The sequence below is a fragment of the Pseudomonas alkylphenolica genome (genome assembly GCF_004025535.1).
GTDB classification, from domain to species: domain Bacteria; phylum Pseudomonadota; class Gammaproteobacteria; order Pseudomonadales; family Pseudomonadaceae; genus Aquipseudomonas; species Aquipseudomonas alkylphenolica_A.
Genome location: NZ_QJRG01000034.1, coordinates 252,450 through 274,551, shown reverse-complemented (window position 1 = coordinate 274,551; position 22,102 = coordinate 252,450). Strand labels below are relative to the sequence as shown.

Below are 22,102 nucleotides of genomic sequence, written 5' to 3'. Positions count from 1 at the left end.
TGGTTGCGGGAGTGACGGATGGTTCAGGCAAGCAGTCAGGCGGATTCCGGGCAGTCAGTGGCGAAGTCGGCGAGTTTGCTGGTGGCGGCAGTCGGGGTGGTATTCGGTGATATCGGAACCAGCCCGTTGTACACCCTCAAGGAAGTGTTCTCCGGCGGTTATGGTGTACCGGTCAACCATGATGGGGTGCTGGGGATTCTGGCGTTGATCCTCTGGTCACTGATCTGGGTGGTGTCGATCAAGTACGTGGTGTTCATCCTGCGCGCCGACAACCAGGGCGAAGGCGGCACCATGGCCCTTACCGCGCTGGCGCGTCGCGCTTCGGCACCCTATCCAAAATTGCGCTCGATGATGGTGGTGTGCGGCCTGATCGGCGCTGCACTGTTTTATGGCGACAGCATGATCACCCCGGCGATTTCAGTGCTGTCGGCGGTCGAAGGCATGGAGCTGGCTTTCGACGGCATTGAGCATTGGGTGGTACCGGTGGCGCTGGTTGTGCTGGTGGCGTTGTTTTTGATCCAGAAGCACGGCACCGCACGGATCGGCATTCTGTTCGGGCCGGTGATGGTCACCTGGTTCGTGGTGCTGGGGGCACTGGGTGTGCACGGTATTTCCCAGAGCCCGGAGGTTCTCAAGGCGTTCAATCCGGTCTGGGCCGTGCGGTTCTTCATTGTCCATCCAGGCATGGGCGTGGCGATTCTCGGTGCGGTGGTACTGGCCTTGACCGGGGCTGAAGCGTTGTATGCCGACATGGGCCATTTTGGCCGCAAACCGATTGCCCGCGCCTGGTTTTTCCTGGTGTTGCCAGCGCTGGTGCTGAACTACTTCGGGCAGGGCGCCATGCTCCTGCAAAACCCCGAAGCTGCGCGCAACCCGTTCTATCTACTGGCGCCGGGTTGGGCCTTGATACCGTTGGTCGGGCTTTCTACGCTGGCCACGGTGATTGCCTCACAGGCGGTAATCTCCGGTGCGTTCTCCCTTACACGCCAGGCCATCCAGCTCGGTTATGTGCCACGCATGCAAATTCAGCACACTTCAAGTGACGAGCAGGGGCAGATCTACATCGGCGCAGTGAACTGGGCGTTGATGGTTGGAGTGATCTTGCTGGTGCTCGGTTTCGAGTCTTCCGGGGCGCTGGCCTCGGCCTACGGCGTGGCGGTGACGGGCACGATGCTGATGACCACCTTCCTGGTGTCCACCGTCATGCTGTTGTTGTGGAAGTGGCCGCCGGTGCTGGCCGTGCCGGTGTTGCTCGGCTTTCTGTTTGTAGACGGGCTGTTCTTTGCCGCCAACGTACCGAAGATCGTGCAGGGCGGGGCGTTTCCGGTACTCGCGGGGATTGCGCTGTTTGTCCTGATGACTACCTGGAAGCGTGGCAAGCAGATCCTGGTCGAGCGCCTGGATGAAGGAAGTCTGCCGTTACCGCTGTTCATCAGCAGTATCCGCGTGCAGCCACCGCATCGGGTGGAAGGGACCGCGGTGTTCCTGACCGCGCGGCAGGATGCCGTTCCCCATGCCTTGTTGCACAACATGTTGCACAACCAGGTACTGCACAACCAGGTGGTGCTGTTGACGGTGATCAGTGAGGACATGCCCCGGGTGCCGGCACAGCAACAGTTTGAAATCGAGGCCTATGGCGAGGGGTTTTATCGGGTGTTGCTGCACTTTGGCTTCATGGACGAGCCTGATGTACCCGGGGCGCTGAAGTTGTGCCATCTGGAGGGGGTGGATTTCAGTCCGATGCGCACCACCTTCTTCCTCAGCCGCGAGACGGTGATTCCTTCGCGTCTGGTGGGCATGTCGCGTTGGCGCGCGGTGCTGTTCGCGTTCTTGTTGAAGAACGCCAACGGCACCTTGAGGTTTTTCAACTTGCCGCTGAACCGGGTGATCGAGCTGGGTACGCAAGTTGAAATTTAAGTAGCGCCAAGGCGTGCGTCAATTCTGCTCGGCAACGCTGGTCTTGCCCTGGCGACTTTCGATATCGCCGATCAGGCGCTTGGCCAGCGCCGGGTAGTTTTCGTCGAAGTGGTGTCCACCGGGCAGCTTCAGGCGTTCGCCTACAGCAGTATGGTCGGTGCAGCCGCTCTCGTCGGCTTCTTCCTCGCCATAGATGCATATCACTTTCGCCGCCGGCAGCTTGGCCATTTCCGGTCCGGTAGGCGCTTCCTTGCCGGCATTGCCCAGCCAGCCTTCGACTTCGATCTCGAAACTGCCGCTGCGGGCAAACGCCAGCAGTATCACCGCATCGATGCGCTGCTGGTCTTCCGCCGGAAGGCGGTTGTAGATGGCCGGCAGCACGTCTGCACCGAAGGAGTAGCCGGTGAGCACGAAGCGCTTGGTACCCCATTTCTGCCGGTAGTGTTGCATCAGTTCCGACAGGTCGATGGCGCTCTGTTCAGGCGTTTTGTGCTGCCAGTAGTAGCGCAAGGTGTCGATACCGACTACCGGATAGCCCAGCTTGGCCATTTCGCCGGCGACATCACGGTCGAGGTCGCGCCAGCCGCCATCGCCAGACAGGAACAGGGTTACAGTGTCCGTGGTCTGGCCGGCGGGTACTTCCACCACCGGGATGCTCATGGCGTTGCCATCTTCGCCCACCAGGGCCTGGGTCAGCTGTGCCTTGAGCACCTGTGGCAGGTGAATGTCGTAATCGCTGATGCTGGTTTCGGCGTTGGGCTGGTCGCGCACGAAGGCTGCGCTGGCATCGTCCGGGTTGTCGTTCCAGGCCACGCTCCAGTGACCGTGCGCCGCTGATTTGGGCAGTGCGGTGTTGCAGCCGGGCCGCTCGACGCTGAAGTCGACGGAAATGGCCAGGGCTTTATCGTCGTTCTGATGGGCCAGCCAATCCCAGGCCTGGGCCGCGCCCGGTCCAATCCCGGCAACCAGCGTTGCAGGGCCTTGCAACTGTTGCAGTGCCTGTTGCACTGACGTTTGCTGCAGGGAACAGTCGGCCGGCGGCAGGATCACCTGGACCATCTGTGCCTGGCCACTTTGGCTCAGGTTCAGCAGCTGCTTGTCAGTGAGGGCCTGGTCCTGAGGTACGGCAATGGCCACCCGGGCCTTGGCGTGCACGCCGGGGGTGACCCGCGTCAGGCTGCTGCCATCGCCGAGGGTCAGGTGTTCAAGGCTCGGCTCGGGTGCCGGGCGGGTCCATAGCCAGAATACCGCTGCGGCGGCCAGCAAGCCTGCGGCCAATATGGCCAGCAGGTACAACCAGTAACGTCGAATCATCAGCGTTTCACCAATCCGGTCAGGCCGCCGGCGATCAGGGCGGCAGTATCGGCCAGTGCCACCAGCGGATCGAGTCCGGCAGGCACGGCCATATAACGAGGTTCCCAGTCAGGCTGGAATTTGTCCTTGAAGCGGCGCAGTCCCTGGAAGTTGTACAACTGTTCGCCGCGCTGGAACACCATCGAGCCCAGGCGCTGGGTCAGCGGTGCGCCACGGCGAGGTTGCAGGCCCGAAAGGGGCACCATGCCGAGGCTGAAGCGGGCGTAGTCATGACGCTTATAGTGTTGGATCAGGCCAATCATCATGAATTCCATGGTCAGCTTCGGCGCTTGGGGGTGTGCGCGCATCAAGTCGAGGCTGGCCAGTTCGCGGCTATGGGTTTCCAGCAGGTTGGCAAATGCCACCGGGCGGCCCTCGAAGCGAATCAGGGCAATGCGAAAATGCTGGAGGTACTCGGGGCTGAAGCGCCCCAGGGAAAAGCCTTTCTCGCGTACATTCTTGCCGGTCAACCAGGCGTCGGAGATAGCCTTGAGCTCCTCAAGCGGCGCTTGCCCCGGTTCGTGCACCTCCAGGCTCAAGCCATCCCGGCTGCCACGGTTCCAGGTGTAGCGCAGGTCTTTCATCTCTTTGCCCTTGGCGTCCAGGTCGAAGCGCTTGAGGTCGACACGCGCCTCTTCACCCAGCTTGATCGCGGTCAGGCCGATGTCCATATAGAAGGGCAGGTTCTCCGCGCGCACCTGGTAGAACACCGGGCGGGCGTGGTGCACGTCGCACAGGTCGCGGAACTGCCAGATCATTTCGGCACGCTTGTACGCCGGGCCGATGGGGTCGTACAGGGCCACCAGGCTGCGGCCGCGACGGGCATACATGAGGAAGGCATCGTCGTCGTTATGGAACAGCAAGGCCTTGTCACCGGTTAACGCCAGGCCACCATCGGGTTGGTCGGAGGCCTGCAAAATGCGGTTGGCGCGCTGCAACTCTTCAGGGTTGGGCAAATGTATGACCGGGCGGGCGGTGCGTAGCAACCAGGTCAGGGAGATTACCACCAGCAGTACTGCGCTACCCAGGAGCGAGCGCAGGCCACGCGGAGCATCGGCATCAAGGGTAAATTGCCACCATAGTTGATGGCTGTAGGGCACATCCTGATAGGCAAACAGCAGCAGCCAGATGGACGCCCCGAGTACACATGCGCTGGCGGCCAGATAGACCGGGGAGAAGGGCAGTTCCAGCAGGCGGCTCGGGCGGTAGAACGATCGCCGGAACAGGGCCAGCAAGCAGGCGGTCAGGGTCAGGATACTGGCTTCTTCCCAGTCAAAACCCTTGAGCAGCGAAAGCAGGGCGCCGACCAGCAGCAGTACCGTGGTCAGCATCCAGGCGGCGGACAGGCGCCGGCGAAGGCCCTGTGCCAGCAGCAGGCACAGTACACCGATCAGGCTTGCACCAAAATGTGAGGCATCGATCAGTCGATGGGGAATCAGGAAGCCCAGGTGTTCGAGGCGTTCATCGATCTCCGGGGTGGCGCCGGAAAACAGCAGCACCACACCGGAAAGAAACACCAGCACTGCCAAAACCGGCGCGGCAAGGCCGGATGCCGCCTTGATGGCCTGGCGCGTGAGCAGAAAGCGTCTCGCTTCACTGGCCAGCAGCAAGGCGCAGGCCAGCAACAGTGGCAGCACCACGTAGATCAGGCGATAGAGTACCAACGCTGCAGCCAGCGGTGCAGCGCCCAGTTGATCGGCGAAGGCAGCTAGCAGAATGGCTTCGAAAACCCCGACACCGCCTGGCACATGGCTCAACACGCCCGCCGCCAGTGCCAGCAGGTATACCAGCAGGAACGCACCGAAAGGCGGTGCTTCGGGAAGTAGCAAGTACAGTACGGTGGCTGCCGCTGCGACGTCCAGTGCAGTGATCAGCAATTGTAGAAGCGTCAGGCGCGCACCCGGCAGGCGCAGGGTTCTGCGGCCAACGCGCACCAACAGGTTGTCGGCCTGAGGTTGTTCCGGCAAACGCCGCCGGTACAGGCCGTACGCCAGCAGGGCGGTCAGTGCCAATACAGCCAGTGCAATACCTGCCAGCACCGCTTCCGGAAGATGCAGGGCGGTTGCGGCTGCGGGCAGGTTGCTCAACGTCGCCAGGGCGGCCAAAGGCGGAAGGGCACAGCCCAGTGACAGGCTGGCGAACAGCGTCATGCGCGCGACTTCGGCCGCGCCAACGCCCTGGCGTGCATAAAGTCGGTAGCGCACCGAACCACCGGAGAGCAGCGACAGACCTATGGCGTTGCCAATGGCGAAGGCGCTGAAGCCGCCCATCACCAGCGCTTGCGGTGGCAGCCGGACGCCAGCGTAGCGACTGGCCGACCATTCGTACCCCAGCAGAATGATAAACCCGGCCACGGTTGCCAGCAGCGCGCCGCCCAGGGCTGCGGGGGGCACGCTAAGCAGCGAGTCGTGCAGGGCATAGATGTCCAGCTCGCTGAGTAGATGGCGGCAAGCGATCAGGGCGATGGTGAACAGCAACAAGGTTACGACCAGGCCAATGGGCTGTCGGTAGCGGCTCAAGCGGTCGAGCCAGCGCAAGTGCTGGGCTGCATTGGGCAGGGCAGTAGTAACGGGTGCTTCGGAGTCAGGCGTCTGGCTGCGCATCAAATACCTCGCGGGTGGTGCACGCCAGGAGGAACGTATCCAGCCAAGGTACCAATCCCTATGGAAAGTAGTAGCGGCTATGATCGGGCCGCTACCTGTCCAGAGGATAGTTAAAGAAAATTTATTTTGCTGGCTGGGGGTAGTGCGAGGGCAGGGACTGAATCGCAGATGCAAAAAAGGCCACTTTTTTCAAAGTGGCCTTTTCTGTTGTATGGTTGCGGGAGCCGGATTTGAACCGACGACCTTCGGGTTATGAGCCCGACGAGCTACCAGGCTGCTCCATCCCGCGTCTGATGTGGCGGATTCTACAGCCTTTGGCCAGGCTGTCAACCTTAATTGTTGATTTACAATAAATTTCTGCCGATCCACTTTTTTCAGGCAAAGAAAAAGGCCACTCCGAAGAGTGGCCTTTCCTTAATCTGGTTGCGGGAGCCGGATTTGAACCGACGACCTTCGGGTTATGAGCCCGACGAGCTACCAGGCTGCTCCATCCCGCGCCTGTGAGATGAGATTCTACAGTTATGCGCCGGGGTGTCAAGCGTTCATTTGAAGAAATCCTTTTTTCTTCAAATGCTTAGCGCTCTCACTTGCGGCCGGGAGGCAGCCCGGCTGCGGATCCTGGGTTAGGTGTGTGTATGTTTATCCAGTATTCGAGGTGCCAAGGTTACGCGGTAGTGAGATACTGCCCACACGATCTTCTACCTTTACCTATAGCTGCCGATGTCCCAGCGCAAAATCATTCATATCGACTGTGACTGTTTCTACGCCGCCATTGAAATGCGCGACGACCCGCGCCTGGCTGGGCGGCCGCTGGCCGTGGGGGGCTCGGCTGAGCGGCGCGGGGTGATTGCCACCTGCAACTATGAGGCGCGAGCCTATGGCGTGCGTTCGGCAATGTCGTCCCGGCACGCCCTCAACCTGTGTCCCGATTTGTTGATCGTCAAACCACGCATGGATGCCTATAAAGAAGCATCGCGGGAAATTCACACCATCTTTCGCGACTACACCGAACTGATCGAGCCGTTGTCGCTGGACGAGGCCTATCTGGATGTCTCGGACAGCTCTTGGTTTGCCGGCAGTGCGACGCGAATTGCGGCCGATATCCGCCGGCGGGTTGCCCAGCAGTTGCACATTACGGTGTCGGCCGGGGTGGCGCCCAACAAGTTTCTGGCCAAGATCGCCAGTGACTGGCGTAAACCCAATGGTTTGTTTGTCATCACCCCTGATGAAGTCGAGGCATTCGTGGCGGCGTTACCGGTGAGCAAACTGCACGGCGTGGGTAAAGTCACAGCAGACAAGCTCGGGCGCCTGGGGATCAGCAGTTGCCTGGACTTGCGTGAATGGAGTCGAGTGGCGCTGGCGCGCGAGTTCGGCAGTTTCGGTGAGCGCCTGTGGGGGCTGTCGCGCGGTATCGATGATCGAGCGGTGCACAACGACAGTCGACGCCAGTCCGTCAGCGTGGAAAACACCTACGACGCCGACCTGCCTGACCTGGCCAGTTGCCTGGCCAAGCTGCCTGAACTGATGGAGACCCTGGCCGCGCGCATGGCTCGTATAGACGACAGCTACCGGCCGGGCAAACCCTTCGTCAAAGTGAAGTTCCATGATTTCACCCAGACAACCCTGGAGCAGTCCGGTGCCGGTCGTGATCTGGGCAGTTACCAGTTGCTGCTCAGCCAGGCTTTTGCCCGCGGTGGCAAGCCGGTGCGATTGCTGGGCATTGGCGTGCGACTGCAGGATTTGCGGGGTGGCCACGAGCAATTGGAGTTGTTCGGGCGCGATTGAATGAAAAACGCCAGCAAGCTGGCGTTTTTTCAAGGCAGGGCAGGGGCGTCAGTGCACGCCAGGGTCGGCGGCCAGGCGGCCGGCATCCTTGTTCAATGCCTGGAGAAACTCCTGTTGCAGCTCGGGGTCATTGCGCGTGAGCTCGATCAGGCTCTGTTCCAGCTCGCTGGCTTCCTCTTCCATGCCCAGTTCAGCCAGGCGCTTGACCCGATGCACCCATTGGCCGACGTCGTCGTCCTCAAGGTCATCGAAAATCAGCTCGTGAGCTTCGACCAGCTTGCCCCGCAAGGCGCTGCTGATGAGCAAGCTGGCATCGCCGCGCACCGTGTTGTCTTCGTCGGCGACTTGCAGGTGCAGGGTGCCGATATGCGTCAGGTTCTGCTCGGAAAACGGACTGTCGAGCAAGTTCAGGTGCAGGACGCCGTTACGGTCCGTGGTCAGCGTGTGGTTGACCTTGCCTGCTTTCACTTCAACCGGACGGTCGCTCCACGGCAGGCTGGTGTATTCCTGGCGTTTATCCTTCTGCACTTCGGTGATACCGGCAAGGTTCTGCTGGGAGCGGCCGTTGGATTGCGCATTCATGAAGGGGTTGAGGCCGTCGATGCCGTAGGTGAACCAGTCATGCGTGACGCTTTCGGGCAGGTTGCCCAAGGCGAAGATGTTCACCACATTGGCGCCAACGCCGGCGACCACTGCCACCGCACCCAGCGGAATCTCGTAGATTTCCCGCCAGGGCTGGTAGGGCGTGTAGCGGTCATATCGACGCGTCACTTCGAATTCAGTCACTTCGAAGTTCTTTTGCTCTTGAATGCGCACACGCCGCTGGGGCAGTTCGAGTACCTTGGGGTCCCCGACATCGATCTGCAGGCTGTGTTCGAGCAGCTTGCGCTCGATGCGTTCCTCATGCTCGCTGCGCTGGGACATCTGGTTGGCGCAGCCGCTGAGCAACAGGGCGCCGCACAGTGCGGCGCCCCCCTGGGTTAAGGTACTTCGCTTGAACATGATTACTCTTGTTTGACTATCAGCGGCGAATACGGGCCTGCAGGAACGACAGGACATCGGCTACCGGCAAGGACTGTGCCTCGCTTTCGGTACGTTGTTTGTACTCCAGCTTGCCTTCGGCCAGACCACGATCGCTGACGACGATGCGGTGCGGGATACCAATCAGCTCCATATCGGCGAACTTGATGCCGGGGCTGGTTTTCTTGTCGCGGTCGTCCAGCAGCACTTCGAAGCCTGCCGCAGTCAATTCGGCGTACAGCTTGTCAGTGGCCTGACGAACTTCCTCGGTTTCATAGCGCAGGGGCACCAGAGCGATCTGGAACGGCGCCAGGGTGTCACTCCAGATGATGCCCTTGTCGTCGTAGTTCTGCTCGATGGCAGCCGCCACCACGCGGGAAACGCCAATGCCATAGCAACCCATGCTCAGGGTGACCGGCTTGCCGTTTTCACCCAGTACCTGGCACTTGAGCGCTTCGCTGTACTTGGTGCCGAGCTGGAAGATGTGGCCGACTTCGATGCCGCGCTTGATCACCAGAGTACCCTGGCCATCCGGGCTTGGGTCGCCTTCGACGACGTTGCGCAGGTCGGCGACCTGAGGAACAGGCAGGTCGCGCTCCCAGTTGACACCGAAGTAGTGCTTGTCATCGATGTTGGCACCAATGCCGAAATCGCTCATCAACGCGACCGAGCGGTCGATGATGCAAGGCAGCGGCAGGTTCAGCGGGCCGAGAGAGCCGGCGCCGGCGCCAATGGCATCGCGCAGTTCGTCGTCGCTGGCCATGACCAGCGGGCTGGCGACTCCTTCCAGGTTGGCAGCCTTGATCTCGTTCAGTTCGTGGTCGCCACGAACGATCAGGGCAATCAGCTTGCCTTCTTCGGCGGCGTGGACGATCAGGGTCTTGACGGTCTTTTCGATCGCCAGGCCGTAGTTTTCTACCAACTGGGTGATGGTCTTGGCGTCTGGCGTGTCGACCAGGCGCAGCTCTTCAGTTGGCGCCGGGCGCACGGTTTCCCGTGGAATGGCCTCGGCCTTTTCAATGTTGGCGGCGTAGTCGGAGCTGTCGCTGAAGATCACATCGTCTTCACCGGACTCGGCCAGCACATGGAATTCGTGGGAGTAGCTACCCCCGATGGAGCCGGTGTCTGCCTGCACAGGGCGGAAGTCCAGGCCCAGGCGGGTAAAGATGTTGCTGTATGCCAGGTGCATGCGGTCATAGGTTTCCTGCAGGGAAGCCTGGTCGGCATGGAAGGAGTAGGCGTCCTTCATGATGAACTCGCGGCCACGCATCAGGCCGAAGCGCGGACGGATCTCGTCACGGAACTTGGTCTGGATCTGGTACATGTTCAATGGCAGCTGTTTGTAGCTGTTGAGTTCGTTGCGCGCGAGGTCGGTGATGACTTCTTCATGGGTCGGGCCCACGCAGAAGTCACGGCCATGGCGGTCTTTCAGGCGCAGCAGCTCTGGGCCGTACTGTTCCCAGCGGCCGGACTCCTGCCACAGCTCTGCAGGCTGGATGCTTGGCATCAGCACTTCCAGGGCGCCAGCGGCATTCATTTCCTCGCGGACCACGGTTTCAACCTTGCGCATCACCCGAAGGCCCATCGGCAGCCAGGTATAAAGGCCGGAAGCGAGCTTGCGGATCATGCCGGCGCGCAGCATGAGCTGGTGGCTGATGACGACTGCGTCGGACGGGGTTTCTTTCTGGGTAGCGAGCAAATATTGACTGGTGCGCATGGTAGGCCGTTGTCGGTTGCTTAAGACTTTAAATGACCCCGCATTGTACGGGGGCGATTCGATGGCGTACAGGATGCCGGAGCGTGAAGCCGTTGTCAGCCCGAATCGAGACAAGAAAAAGCCCGGCAGTGCCGGGCTTTTTGTACTGGGAATACTGAAAGCCCGGGGCTTACAGGATGCTCAGCGGGTATTCCACGATCAGGCGCAGTTCGTCGATCGATGGCGATCCGTAGTAAACGCCGTCGCCGGAACGGTAGGTCGCTTGACGAACGCGCAGGCTCAGGTCCTTGGCAGGGCCTTCTTGCAGCACGTACTTCACGTCGATGTCGCGTTCCCATTCCTTGCCGTCGTCGGTGGTACGGGTCTTGGCGTCGGTACCTTTGACGTAGCGGGTCATGAAGGTCAGGCCTGGCACGCCGAACTCGGCGAAGTTCAGGTCGTAACGCGCCTGGTAGGACTTCTCGTCTTCGGCGTTGAAGTCGGAACGGGCGATGGAGTTGGCCAGGAAGACGGAGCCGCCACCGTCGATGCCGTAGGCATAGTCGCCGTCGCCGCTCAGTGCCTGATAGGCCAGGGTGAAGGTGTGAGCGCCAATGTTGTAAGCGCCGGACAGGCTGAACGCGGTGTTGTCCAGTTCGCCACCGAAGGTGCGGTAGGCGCCGGTGCGGTTCTCGCCCTGGGACTTGGTGTCATAGATGTTGAAGTCGAACACCAGGCCCTGGTTGTCGTTGATCGGCAGTGCCCAGTTGATGTTGCCGTACCACTTGCGGAAGTGATCTTCGACGTGGGAGTAGTAGACGCTGGTGGTCAGGTTGTCGGTGAAGCCGTAGGTGCCACCGATGACGTCAGCCTGGGTCAGGCCAGGGTTTTTGTTGCGGTCGTCGTCCAGGCCGCCGATGCTGTCGTGGTAGGACTGAGCCTGGGCGTTCAGTGCGGTGAAGTGACCGGCGTTCAGCTCAAGACCTTTGATTTCCTTGCTGGTCAGCAAGAAGCCTTCAACGGTTTCAGGCAACAGGCGGCTGTCGTCGGTGGCCAGTACCGGCATGGCGGTGAACTGGGTACCGTATTTGAGTACGGTGTCGGAGATGCGCATCTTGACTGCGCCACCGCCTTCGGAGAAGGAGTCTTCGGAGCGACCGTCGGAGCCGGTAGGGAACTGGCCAGTACCAGCGCGACCTTTGCCGCTGTCCAGTTTCAGGCCGAGCATGCCGATGGCGTCTACACCGAAGCCTACAGTGCCTTGGGTGAAGCCGGACTCGTAAGTGCCGAGAAAGCCCAGGCCGGTTTCTTCAACGCGGCTTTGATCATCGTGGTCTACGTTACGGAAGTCGCGGCTGAAATACAGCATGCGGGTTTTAACATCGAGCTTGCTGTCTTCGAGAAACCCTTTGGACTCATCTTGAGACGAGGCCATTGCCATTTGCGAGGTGCCGGCGGCAACAGCCAGGGCGAGAACGCTCCACTTCATCACGCGCATCGTGATTTGCTCCTTTGGTTTTTAGGAAGAGTACTGCCGTCGTCGATTGGTTTTTTTATACGACGCGGCTCTTTCTTTTTGTGTCGGCGGAAATGTATATCACGCAGACTGTTGTTGGCGATATGGGGAAGTAGATCCTTTCGGTAACTTTACGGCCATGTCGCTAACGGTTAAATCCCTGTCGCAAATCACGTCCCGGTTTTATGCGGGTCGTACAACGCCAGCGCTGTTCTGGGCGGCTTAAGGGTAGGTGAAAAAAATCTAACCCCCGACACGCCGAACTCCCTGGTTCACCCATGCAGCTGTGTTATTTGTCGCACTTCACCGCAATGCAGGTGTCGTGCCGACTGTGGCAGAGGAGGATGCAACAAGCGTGCACAAACGCTAGACCAGTTCACGAAATTTTCACGTCGGGACCGATGAAAGGCACAAAACGCCGTAAATCCGGGGGGCTAAGATCGGTTGGTTTGCGCAGGCGGCGTGATTAGGAATAAGGGCAGAAGCTGTCTTTGCGGTCAAATCGTTACCGTGCAACCGCTCTGCTGGGTAGTTTCCGGATGTTTACGGGGCTGTCCGTGGTCGGTCAGCCTCATTTTGGTGCGAAAAGTAGCGTTTCATTTGCTGGCAAACCGTTACCTGCTCATTTAAAGGAAACGTTGGCGTAATAAGGTCGCCAAAGCGGTGCGTTTTTTCCTGTTTGTGCAGGCTTGGCAATGTGTCTGCGGGCGAACGGCGGTATCCTGATCACCTGTGCCCGGCCATGCGGGTTAAGCTGGTCGCGGGCAATGTACTAAATAGCTTCAGGAGAGCTCCCTGTGTTTGCTTTGGATCTGCGTCTTCAAGACGACACCTATGTGCTTGGGGATTTTCCTCTTTGCCGATTGCTACTGAGCAAGGATGCGAACTATCCCTGGTTCATTCTGGTGCCGCGTCGTGCTGATATCAGCGAGTTGTTTCAGTTGGATGATGCCGATCAGGCGCAACTCTGGAAAGAAACCACATTTCTGGCTGAAGTGCTGAAAGATGGTTTTGACGCTGACAAGATGAATGTCGCAACCCTGGGCAATGTTGTCGCGCAATTGCATATGCATGTCATTGTTCGTCGGCGTAACGATCCGGCCTGGCCGTCTCCGGTGTGGGGGCATACACCAGCCACTGTTTATTCTGCCGATCAGGTTGCGCAGTTGCGTCAGCGCCTGAAGGCATTACTCAATGATGACTTCACATTCGCCGAGGTGTGAGCAATGACACTTGAAGCGCGGGTAACAGAGTTGGAGAGTCGCCTGGCATTCCAGGACGATACGTTGCAGGCCCTCAACGATGTGTTGGTCGATCAGCAGCGCGTGGTTGAACGTTTACAGTTGCAGATGGCAGCTTTGCTCAAGCGTTACGAGGAAATGGTCGGCCAGTACCAGAGCAGCGAAGAAGAAGCACCGCCGCCTCATTATTGATCGGCGTGCTGTGCAGGTAATTAAAAACCGCGGTCGCCGAGGCGCCGCGGTTTTTAATTACCGCAGGATCAGCGGCGGGGTGCGGCAATCACGTCTTCGGCCTGCAGGCCTTTGTCGCGGTTCATCACCGAGAACTCGACGCGCTGGCCTTCGACCAGAACGCGATGACCTTCACCGCGGATGGCGCGGAAGTGAACGAAGATGTCATCACCTGAGTCGCGGGAGATGAAACCGAAACCCTTGGAGGTGTTGAACCACTTGACCGTGCCGGTATCGCGGTTGGTCATGTCGTACTGGGTGTGCTGCTGGTTGCGCGCGCTACCGGTTTTGAGGAAGCCGGCGATCAGGTGCAGGGCAACGGCCAGCAGAATGCAGCCCAGGGCGGGCAGGTTGCCCAGTTCCGGGCGCGCCAGCAGGGTCAGGGTCTGCAGCACCACCGCCGCTACCAGCAGAACACTGGCTGCGCGCTGCAGGTGCAGGCGTGCGCCTCTGTAGTGCAGCGGGACTACCGGGGCAAGTAGCAGGTTGAGCAACCCGAAAAGTGCCAGGTAAACGGCTTCCGGTTGCAGCAGCAGGGGCGTTGCGTCAGTGCGCAGACTGGGTATGAAGGACAGCAGCAAGGCTGCAACGCCCGTCAGCAAGTGGACGATCTTGAACATGTCGGTTGGCTCACATTAATAAGGCATATCACAGGAAGAGCTGGCATCACGGCGCGCATCGGCTTTAAAAGCGCAAAAACGTGAGAAAAGGCCAGCCTATGCGCCCCTGGTTTGACTATCGTCAGAGGCGGCACGCTGCCTATTTAACAGCAAAGCCCAAGGCATCTCAAATCAACGGCAAGCCGTGTGTCGATTGCCGCAGGTTTGGGCATTCGGTACCTGCAGCATTGTGTCGCGGCCATGAGGCTGCGGTAGCAGGAAAGTATTGATACAGTGAAACGGACCTGCTTGATGATCAAGCATCATGGAAAGGGGAATGGCATGGCTATTGATATCGGTATCAGCGAAGAAGATCGCAAGTCCATTGTCGATGGGCTGTCGCGACTGTTGTCGGATACTTACGTACTTTATCTGAAGACCCATAACTTTCACTGGAACGTGACAGGCCCTGCCTTTCGCACGTTGCACTTGATGTTCGAAGAGCAATACAACGAGCTGGCTCTGGCTGTGGACTCCATTGCCGAGCGCATTCGCGCACTGGGCTTCCCGGCGCCAGGTGCCTATTCAATTTACGCCCGGCTTTCTTCTATTAAGGAGGAAGAGGGGGTGCCGGCTGCCAACGAGATGATCAAGCAACTGGTCGAGGGGCAGGAGGCGGTTACCCGTACCGCCCGCAGTATCTTCCCATTGCTCGACAAGGTCAGTGACGAGCCGACGGCCGACCTGCTGACCCAGCGCATGCAGGTGCATGAGAAAACTGCCTGGATGCTGCGTTCTCTGCTGGAGGGCAAATAGCCCGAGCGCTTGCGGGCAGGACCGGAATAATTGCCCGGGTTACCCGTAAATTCGGGCAGTTATTGCTATCAGGGAATGCGTTCTACTGTTGTAATAAGTCTGGTCACTTGCCGAACAATCCTACAGGCAGAGTAAGCCGGTCTGCTGGAAGCCATAAATACGGCAGCGCTTTATTAGGGAACCTCCTGAGTGAAGGCAATCGCTCGGGGTTATTTCCCTGTTAGTCAGCGCGAGTGGTGTTTGTATGTCTTCATGGATGAATCGCGGTAGCCGGGTGGCGGGTAGGGCGGGCAAGGAAGGCGTCGATCCGTTCGACGCAGGCTTTAATATGGGCCTGGCCCAGCCGTTGTCGCGCTCGGTGCGCTTGAATGGGTTCGCTACCTGTTTGCGCCTGGAGGCTGTCTACTGGCGCATTCTTGAGCGGATCGCCGAGGCCAATCAGTGCTCGGTCAACGCGGTGCTGTCCTATGTTGATCGTGAGGTGCACCTGCGTCATGGCGGGGTTAAAAATTTCAGCGGCCTGATCCGGGTGGTCTGCGTGGTGTATTTGCTCGGCGGGCAGGTGACACGCTAGTCGGTTGCCGGGCTGCACAGCACTCCTTAACCATATATAATCCCGCTCTTTACTGCCTGAATCAGCCTGTGCTGTGGTTAACGAGACGCGCTTATGCCCCTGTACGACTATCAATGTGCTTCCTGTAATCACCAGATGGAAGTCCTCCAGAAGATCAGCGCCGCAGCGCTGACCGATTGCCCGGCGTGTCAGAAGCCCGAGCTGAAGAAGCTGATTTCCGCCCCGGGCTTCCGCCTGGGTGGTACCGGCTGGTACGAAACCGACTTCAAGACCGGTGCGAAAAAGAACCTTGCAGGCGGCGACAAAGCCGACTGAGTTGAATTGCACCGGCAGGGTCTTGCACTATTAGCCCTTTGTGGCGCCAAGGCCTCCACTGAACACACGAATGACGAGAAGCGAAACCACCATCATGATGCGCAGCCATTATTGCGGCCAACTGAACGAGAGCCTGGAAGGTCAGGAAATTACCCTTTGCGGATGGGTCCATCGTCGCCGCGACCACGGCGGGGTGATTTTCCTCGATATCCGTGACCGCGAAGGCATGGCTCAGGTCGTCTTCGACCCGGATCGCGCAGAAAGCTTTGCCGCCGCCGACCGCGTGCGCAGCGAGTACGTCGTGCAGATCACCGGTAAGGTGCGCCCGCGTCCGGCTGGCGCTGTGAACGCCAACATGGCCTCCGGTGCCATCGAGGTACTGGGTTACGAGCTGACCGTTCTCAACGAAGCCGAAACCCCGCCGTTCCCGCTGAACGAATTCTCCGATGTTGGTGAAGAAACCCGCCTGCGCTATCGCTTCATCGACCTGCGTCGCCCGGAAATGGCCGAGAAGCTGCGTCTGCGTTCGCGGATCACTTCCAGCATCCGTCGTTACCTCGACGAGAACGGCTTCCTCGACGTCGAAACGCCGATTCTCACCCGCGCCACCCCGGAAGGTGCGCGTGACTATCTGGTGCCAAGCCGTACTCACGCCGGCAGCTTCTTCGCCTTGCCGCAATCACCACAGCTGTTCAAGCAGCTGCTGATGGTCGCCGGTTTCGACCGCTACTATCAGATCGCCAAGTGCTTCCGTGACGAAGACCTGCGTGCCGACCGTCAGCCGGAATTCACCCAGATCGACATCGAGACCAGCTTCCTCGATGAGTCCGAGATCATGGGCATTACCGAGAAGATGATCCGCAAGCTGTTCAAGGAAGTGCTGGACCTGGAATTCGGTGAATTCCCGCACATGACCTTCGAAGAGGCCATGCGCCGCTACGGTTCCGACAAGCCGGACCTGCGTAACCCGCTGGAACTGGTTGACGTCGCCGACCAGCTCAAGGACGTCGAATTCAAGGTCTTCAGTGGCCCGGCCAACGATCCGAAATGCCGCGTTGCCGCACTGCGTGTACCGGGTGCTGCGAGCATGCCGCGTAGCCGCATCGACGAATACACCAAGTTTGTCGGCATCTACGGTGCCAAGGGCCTGGCGTACATCAAGGTCAATGAACGCGCCAAGGGCGTCGAGGGCCTGCAGTCGCCAATCGTCAAGAACATCCCTGAGGCCAACCTGAACGTGATCCTCGATCGCGTCGGTGCAGTCGATGGCGATATCGTGTTCTTCGGCGCCGACAAGGCCAAGATCGTCAGCGAAGCGCTGGGTGCGCTGCGCCTGAAGGTCGGCACCGACTTCAACCTGCTCACCTGCGAGTGGGCGCCGATGTGGGTTGTCGACTTCCCGATGTTCGAAGAGAACGACGACGGCAGCTTCACCGCGCTGCACCACCCGTTCACCGCACCGAAGTGCTCGCCTGAAGAGCTGGAAGCGAACCCGGCGACGGCGCTGTCGCGTGCCTACGACATGGTCCTCAACGGTACCGAGCTGGGTGGCGGTTCGATCCGTATCCACCGCAAGGAAATGCAACAGGCGGTCTTCCGTCTGCTGGGTATCGAGGCGGCCGAACAGGAAGAGAAGTTCGGCTTCCTGCTCGACGCCCTGAAGTTCGGCGCACCGCCGCACGGTGGCCTGGCCTTCGGCCTGGATCGCCTGGTCATGCTGATGACCGGCGCCCAGTCGATTCGTGAAGTCATCGCCTTCCCGAAAACCCAGAGCGCTGCATGCGTCATGACCCAGGCGCCTGGCCTGGTCGACGCCAAGGCCCTGCGTGAGCTGCATATCCGTCTGCGCGAACAGCCCAAGGCTGAGTAAGCGGACCCCGGGCGCATCCAAATGGATGCGCCTTTGCGTTAAGCAGTACTGATTTTATGGTTCCTGCCGGGTTTGTGCCGGGCAGGGGCATGGCATTGTTTCAAAGGATTCGGAGTCGTTATGGCTGGTCATTCCAAATGGGCAAACATCAAGCACCGCAAAGAGCGCCAGGACGCCAAGCGGGGCAAGATCTTCACCAAGTGGATTCGTGAACTGACCGTCGCCGCCAAGCAGGGCGGTGGCGATCCGGGCTCCAACCCGCGTCTGCGTCTGGCTCTGGACAAAGCCCTGGGGGCCAACATGAGCCGCGACATCATCGATCGCGCCATTGCCCGCGGTGCTGGTGCGACCGAAGCCGACAACGTTGAAGAGCTCAGCTACGAAGGTTACGGTCCGGGTGGTGTGGCGATCATGGTCGAGGCCATGACCGACAACCGCAACCGTACCGCTGCCGCCGTGCGTCATGCCTTCAGCAAATGCGGTGGCAATCTTGGCACCGACGGGTCCGTGGCTTATCTGTTCGAGCGCAAGGGGCAGATCAGTTTTGCGCCGGGTGTCGATGAAGATGCGCTGATGGAAGCGGCGATGGAGGCCGATGCTGACGACGTGGTCAGCAATGAAGACGGCTCCTTCGACGTGTTCACTTCGTTTGCCAGCTTCTATGCCGTGCGCAATGCGCTGGAAGAAGCGGGCTTCAAGGCGGCCGATGCGGAAATCGTCATGCAGCCGACCACCAGTGCCGAGCTGGATCTGGACGGCGCACAGAAGGTGCTCAAGCTGATCGACATGCTTGAAGACCTGGACGATGTACAGAACGTCTACTCCAATGCCGAGATTTCCGACGAAATCATGGAAAGTCTCGGCTAAAGTACTGCCCTGGCTGGTTGGAAGCCGGATCCGCCTGCAGTCGTGTTGCGACTGACGGCGGGTCCGGCTTCTGTCTTTACAACGACGCGACGCGCGTCAATGAATACGCAGGCGTTATGACTCTGATTCTTGGCATCGACCCTGGCTCGCGCATCACCGGCTACGGAGTGGTGCGCCAAGGGGCACGGGGCTGCGAATACGTGGCTTCCGGCTGTATTCGTACTGGCAGCGGCGAGTTGCCTGAGCGTTTGCAGATCGTATTTCGCGGTGTCCGCGAGATCATTAGCCAATACGGGCCGGTGACCATGGGCATCGAGCGGGTGTTCATGGCCCGTAATGCCGATTCGGCGCTGAAGCTGGGGCAGGCCCGTGGGGCGGCGATCGTCGCGGCGATTGAAGAAGGGCTGGAAATCGCCGAATACAGTGCAACTCAGGTCAAGCAGGCGGTTGCCGGTACCGGTGGAGCCAACAAGGAGCAAGTGCAGGTGATGGTCATGCACCTGCTCAAATTGACGCAAAAGCCCCAGATTGATGCCTCGGACGCACTGGCTATCGCGCTTTGCCATGCGCACACGCGTTCCAGTTTGCTGCCGCATGGCCTGGGCACTGCACGCAGTCGCAGTGGACGCCTGCGGCTCTGATAGCATCATGCGCTGAAACAAATTTTGACCGCGCAATGCCTTGGCGCATTGCATTTGCTGTTAGGGTTGACCGGTTGTTTGCTGGCGCCCATGAGGAAGGATTGCGACGTGATTGGACGTTTGCGCGGCACCCTGGCTGAAAAGCAGCCGCCGCACCTGATTGTTGATGTCAATGGCCTGGGCTACGAGCTCGAAGTGCCCATGACCACCCTGTACCGCCTTCCCAAGGTCGGCGAGGCGGTGACCTTGCACACCCATCTGGTGGTGCGCGAAGACGCTCATCTGCTTTATGGCTTCCATGAGAAGCGTGAGCGGGAACTGTTCCGCGAGCTGATTCGTCTCAACGGCGTCGGCCCCAAGCTGGCCCTGGCGTTGATGTCGGGCCTGGATGTCGACGAACTGGTACGCTGCGTCCAGGCCCAGGATGCCTCGGCACTGGTCAAGGTCCCCGGCGTCGGCAAGAAGACCGCAGAGCGCTTGCTGGTTGAGCTCAAGGACCGTTTCAAGGCTTGGGAAACCTCGCCGGCCATGTTCGCCCTGGTGCCCAACGGCCCTCTGCCGCTGGCGACCGTCTCCAGTGCCGAGGCCGATGCCGTCAGCGCCTTGATCTCCCTGGGCTACAAGCCCCAGGAAGCCAGCAAGGCAGTGGCCGCAGTCGATGCCAAGGGCCTGAGCAGCGAAGAGCTGATCCGTCGCAGCCTGAAGGGAATGATCTAAGTGATTGAAGCCGATCGATTGATAACCGCTACCGGGCGTGACCGTGAAGAGGTCCAGGACCGGGCTATTCGCCCGCTGCGCCTGGCCGAGTACATCGGTCAGCCGGTAGTGCGCGAGCAGATGGCCCTGTTTATCCAGGCTGCCCGCGGACGCAGCGAATCGCTGGATCACACCTTGATCTTCGGCCCGCCAGGGCTGGGAAAAACCACCCTGGCCAACATCATCGCCCAGGAAATGGGCGTGTCGATCAAGAGTACCTCGGGGCCGATTCTTGAGCGCCCGGGCGACCTGGCGGCGTTGCTGACCAATCTTGAGCCGCACGATGTGCTGTTCATCGACGAAATTCACCGGTTGTCGCCGGTTGTCGAAGAAGTGCTGTACCCGGCCATGGAAGATTTTCAGCTCGACATCATGATCGGTGAGGGGCCGGCAGCGCGCTCGATCAAGCTCGACCTGCCGCCGTTCACCCTGGTGGGCGCTACCACCCGCGCGGGCATGCTGACCAATCCGTTACGCGACCGCTTCGGCATCGTCCAGCGCCTGGAGTTCTACAACACGGAAGACCTGGCCACCATTGTCAGCCGTTCCGGTGGCATCCTCGGTTTGCCGATCGAAGACGAGGGGGCTTTCGAGATTGCCCGGCGCGCACGCGGTACGCCACGGATCGCCAACCGTCTGCTGCGGCGGGTACGGGATTTTGCCGAAGTGCGTGGCAAAGGCCATATCACCAAGTCGATTGCCGACCTGGCGTTGAACCTGCTGGATGTCGACGAGCGCGGCTTCGATCACCAGGACCGTCGCTTGCTGCTGACCATGATCGAGAAGTTCGATGGCGGGCCGGTGGGCGTCGACAGCCTGGCTGCAGCGATCAGCGAAGAGCGTCATACCATCGAGGATGTGCTCGAACCGTACCTGATCCAGCAGGGTTACATCATGCGTACGCCGCGGGGCAGGGTGGTAACGCGGCACGCCTATCTGCATTTTGGTCTGAATATTCCCAATCGCCTCGGTGAGTCGGTCAACGGCGAGGGTTTTTCTGCGCCGACCGATGAATGACAGATTTATCCGGCATTTTTGTGGTCCTATCGGCTGTCACGGAAGGACCACGCTGGCAATACGACATAATCGATGAAAAAACAGTTGCCGGGGCGGATTGGCAAGCTGAGGAGTAAGCACTAGAGTATGCGCGCGCAAAATGGGCTTGAGCCGTTCGCACACCGTTGTCGGGTCTATTACGAAGACACCGATGCGGGCGGCGTGGTGTATTACGTCAACTACCTGAAATTCATGGAGCGTGCCCGCACCGAGCGGTTACGTGCACTGGGCTTTGCCCAGTCGGCATTGGCGCAGGACAACCTGCTGTTCGTGGTCCACTCCAGCGAAGCGCGCTATCACGCGCCTGCGCGGCTGGACGATGAACTGCGGGTTACCGCACACGTGCTTGAATTGAACCGCGCCAGCCTGCGCTTCGTACAGCAGGTCTGGCGCGAAAGCGATGCAACGCTGCTCTGTGAGGGGCAGTTCCTGGTGGCCTGTGTGCGCGCCGATACTTTCAAACCCCGGGCCATCCCCCCAGCGCTGCGTACGGCATTTGCCGAGGCTGGCGATCCGGGTACTCATTCAAATGCAGGAGATTAAGCGTGGAAGCTAACGTCGTCGACCATACCTCCATGTGGAGCCTGGTCAGCAATGCCAGCATCGTGGTACAGCTGGTCATGCTGGTTCTGGTTGCCGCATCGGTAACGTCATGGATCATGATTTTCCAGCGCAGCACCATGCTGCGCGCCGGTCGTCGAGCCCTGGACAGCTTCGAAGAGCGCTTCTGGTCGGGTATCGACCTGTCCAAGCTGTACCGTCAGGCCGGTAGCAATCCGGACCCGGACTCGGGTGTCGAGCAAGTGTTCCGTGCCGGCTTCAAAGAGTTCTCGCGTCTGCGCCAGCAGCCAGGTGTTGATCCTGATGCGGTCATGGAAGGTGTCGGGCGTGCGATGCGCGTTGCGATCTCCCGTGAGGAAGAGAAGCTCGAGCAGAGCCTGCCGTTCCTGGCGACCGTGGGTTCCACCAGCCCGTACATCGGTCTGTTCGGTACCGTATGGGGCATCATGAACTCCTTCCGCGGTCTGGCCAGCGCCCAGCAGGCCACCCTGGCCACCGTCGCCCCGGGTATCGCCGAGGCGCTGATTGCCACCGCCATCGGCCTGTTCGCCGCGATTCCAGCGGTTATTGCCTACAACCGTTTCGCTGCCCGCAGTGAAGTCTTGATCGGCCGTTACTACACGTTCGCCGACGAGTTCCAGGCCATCCTGCACCGTAAAGTGCACACCAGCGAAGAGTGATCAGG

20 protein-coding genes and 2 tRNA genes are annotated in these 22,102 nt (G+C 59.9%); 14 read left to right on the top strand and 8 right to left on the bottom strand.

Features of this window, described 5'->3' with window-relative positions:
• Positions 1 to 18: 18 nt before the first annotated feature.
• Positions 19 to 1,917 (top strand): potassium transporter Kup, encoded by a 1,899-nt coding sequence (locus tag DM813_RS05345; RefSeq protein WP_128322379.1) that lies wholly within the window; start codon positions 19 to 21, stop codon positions 1,915 to 1,917.
• 18 nt (positions 1,918 to 1,935) lie between these two features.
• On the opposite strand, the gene DM813_RS05340 is transcribed toward DM813_RS05345, so the two are convergent.
• The 4 genes from DM813_RS05340 to DM813_RS05325 all read right to left on the bottom strand — a co-directional run bounded on the left by DM813_RS05340 (position 1,936) and on the right by DM813_RS05325 (position 6,370).
• Positions 1,936 to 3,231, bottom strand: a complete 1,296-nt coding sequence (locus DM813_RS05340; protein WP_128322378.1) for a virulence factor family protein — start codon at positions 3,229 to 3,231, stop codon at positions 1,936 to 1,938.
• Entirely contained in the window at positions 3,231 to 5,873 is a 2,643-nt protein-coding gene (gene mprF / locus DM813_RS05335) for a bifunctional lysylphosphatidylglycerol flippase/synthetase MprF (RefSeq protein WP_128322377.1), read from the bottom strand. The genes DM813_RS05340 and mprF overlap by 1 nt, the downstream gene beginning before the upstream one ends.
• Before the next feature lie 212 nt (positions 5,874 to 6,085).
• Positions 6,086 to 6,162, bottom strand: a tRNA-Met gene (locus DM813_RS05330).
• 131 nt (positions 6,163 to 6,293) lie between these two features.
• Positions 6,294 to 6,370 (bottom strand) — tRNA-Met (locus DM813_RS05325).
• A gap of 223 nt (positions 6,371 to 6,593) precedes the next feature.
• On the opposite strand from DM813_RS05325, the gene dinB reads away from it, so the two are divergent.
• Positions 6,594 to 7,658, top strand: a complete 1,065-nt coding sequence (dinB, locus tag DM813_RS05320) for a DNA polymerase IV (protein ID WP_128322376.1) — start codon at positions 6,594 to 6,596, stop codon at positions 7,656 to 7,658.
• A gap of 48 nt (positions 7,659 to 7,706) precedes the next feature.
• Here the strand turns inward: dinB and DM813_RS05315 are convergent, their stop codons facing one another.
• The 3 genes from DM813_RS05315 to DM813_RS05305 all read right to left on the bottom strand — a co-directional run bounded on the left by DM813_RS05315 (position 7,707) and on the right by DM813_RS05305 (position 11,872).
• Entirely contained in the window at positions 7,707 to 8,660 is a 954-nt protein-coding gene (locus DM813_RS05315; protein ID WP_128322375.1) for a hypothetical protein, read from the bottom strand.
• A 19-nt stretch (positions 8,661 to 8,679) separates the two neighbouring features.
• Positions 8,680 to 10,395, bottom strand: a complete 1,716-nt coding sequence (locus tag DM813_RS05310) for a proline--tRNA ligase (protein ID WP_128322374.1) — start codon at positions 10,393 to 10,395, stop codon at positions 8,680 to 8,682.
• Positions 10,396 to 10,564: 169 nt separating this feature from the next.
• Entirely contained in the window at positions 10,565 to 11,872 is a 1,308-nt protein-coding gene (locus tag DM813_RS05305; protein ID WP_128322373.1) for an OprD family porin, read from the bottom strand.
• Positions 11,873 to 12,687: 815 nt separating this feature from the next.
• Here DM813_RS05305 and DM813_RS05300 point away from each other — a divergent pair.
• Together DM813_RS05300 and DM813_RS05295 are read left to right on the top strand one after the other, a co-directional pair.
• Positions 12,688 to 13,113, top strand: a complete 426-nt coding sequence (locus tag DM813_RS05300) for an HIT family protein (RefSeq protein ID WP_128322372.1) — start codon at positions 12,688 to 12,690, stop codon at positions 13,111 to 13,113.
• A gap of 3 nt (positions 13,114 to 13,116) precedes the next feature.
• Complete coding sequence (locus DM813_RS05295) at positions 13,117 to 13,323, top strand: SlyX family protein (protein ID WP_128322371.1); 207 nt, start codon at positions 13,117 to 13,119, stop codon at positions 13,321 to 13,323.
• Between the two features lie 68 nt (positions 13,324 to 13,391).
• Here DM813_RS05295 and DM813_RS28775 read toward each other — a convergent pair whose 3' ends face one another.
• Positions 13,392 to 13,982 carry a cold-shock protein gene (locus tag DM813_RS28775; protein ID WP_128322370.1) on the bottom strand — a complete coding sequence of 197 codons (591 nt, stop codon included), beginning with the start codon at positions 13,980 to 13,982 and terminating at the stop codon, positions 13,392 to 13,394.
• 321 nt (positions 13,983 to 14,303) lie between these two features.
• Between DM813_RS28775 and DM813_RS05285 the strand changes: the two genes are divergently transcribed.
• From DM813_RS05285 to tolQ, 10 genes are all read left to right on the top strand, one after another.
• Positions 14,304 to 14,777 carry a Dps family protein gene (locus DM813_RS05285; protein WP_128322369.1) on the top strand — a complete coding sequence of 158 codons (474 nt, stop codon included), beginning with the start codon at positions 14,304 to 14,306 and terminating at the stop codon, positions 14,775 to 14,777.
• A 244-nt stretch (positions 14,778 to 15,021) separates the two neighbouring features.
• Complete coding sequence (locus DM813_RS05280; RefSeq protein ID WP_241653137.1) at positions 15,022 to 15,351, top strand: ribbon-helix-helix domain-containing protein; 330 nt, start codon at positions 15,022 to 15,024, stop codon at positions 15,349 to 15,351.
• Positions 15,352 to 15,444: 93 nt separating this feature from the next.
• A complete protein-coding gene (locus DM813_RS05275; protein WP_128322368.1) occupies positions 15,445 to 15,666 on the top strand; it encodes an FmdB family zinc ribbon protein in 222 nt (73 codons plus the stop codon).
• 94 nt (positions 15,667 to 15,760) lie between these two features.
• On the top strand, positions 15,761 to 17,536 hold the full coding sequence (gene aspS / locus DM813_RS05270; RefSeq protein WP_128322901.1) for an aspartate--tRNA ligase: 1,776 nt from the start codon (positions 15,761 to 15,763) through the stop codon (positions 17,534 to 17,536).
• 120 nt (positions 17,537 to 17,656) lie between these two features.
• Positions 17,657 to 18,403, top strand: a complete 747-nt coding sequence (locus tag DM813_RS05265) for a YebC/PmpR family DNA-binding transcriptional regulator (RefSeq protein ID WP_128322367.1) — start codon at positions 17,657 to 17,659, stop codon at positions 18,401 to 18,403.
• 116 nt (positions 18,404 to 18,519) lie between these two features.
• Positions 18,520 to 19,044 (top strand): crossover junction endodeoxyribonuclease RuvC, encoded by a 525-nt coding sequence (ruvC, locus tag DM813_RS05260; RefSeq protein ID WP_128322366.1) that lies wholly within the window; start codon positions 18,520 to 18,522, stop codon positions 19,042 to 19,044.
• A gap of 108 nt (positions 19,045 to 19,152) precedes the next feature.
• Positions 19,153 to 19,761 carry a Holliday junction branch migration protein RuvA gene (gene ruvA, locus DM813_RS05255; RefSeq protein ID WP_038613864.1) on the top strand — a complete coding sequence of 203 codons (609 nt, stop codon included), beginning with the start codon at positions 19,153 to 19,155 and terminating at the stop codon, positions 19,759 to 19,761.
• Entirely contained in the window at positions 19,762 to 20,817 is a 1,056-nt protein-coding gene (ruvB, locus tag DM813_RS05250; RefSeq protein WP_128322365.1) for a Holliday junction branch migration DNA helicase RuvB, read from the top strand.
• Between the two features lie 126 nt (positions 20,818 to 20,943).
• Complete coding sequence (gene ybgC / locus DM813_RS05245; RefSeq protein WP_128322364.1) at positions 20,944 to 21,399, top strand: tol-pal system-associated acyl-CoA thioesterase; 456 nt, start codon at positions 20,944 to 20,946, stop codon at positions 21,397 to 21,399.
• Between the two features lie 2 nt (positions 21,400 to 21,401).
• The gene (gene tolQ, locus DM813_RS05240; RefSeq protein WP_128322363.1) at positions 21,402 to 22,097 is read left to right on the top strand and encodes a protein TolQ; all 696 of its coding nucleotides are present in this window, start codon (positions 21,402 to 21,404) and stop codon (positions 22,095 to 22,097) included.
• Positions 22,098 to 22,102 lie beyond the last annotated feature (5 nt).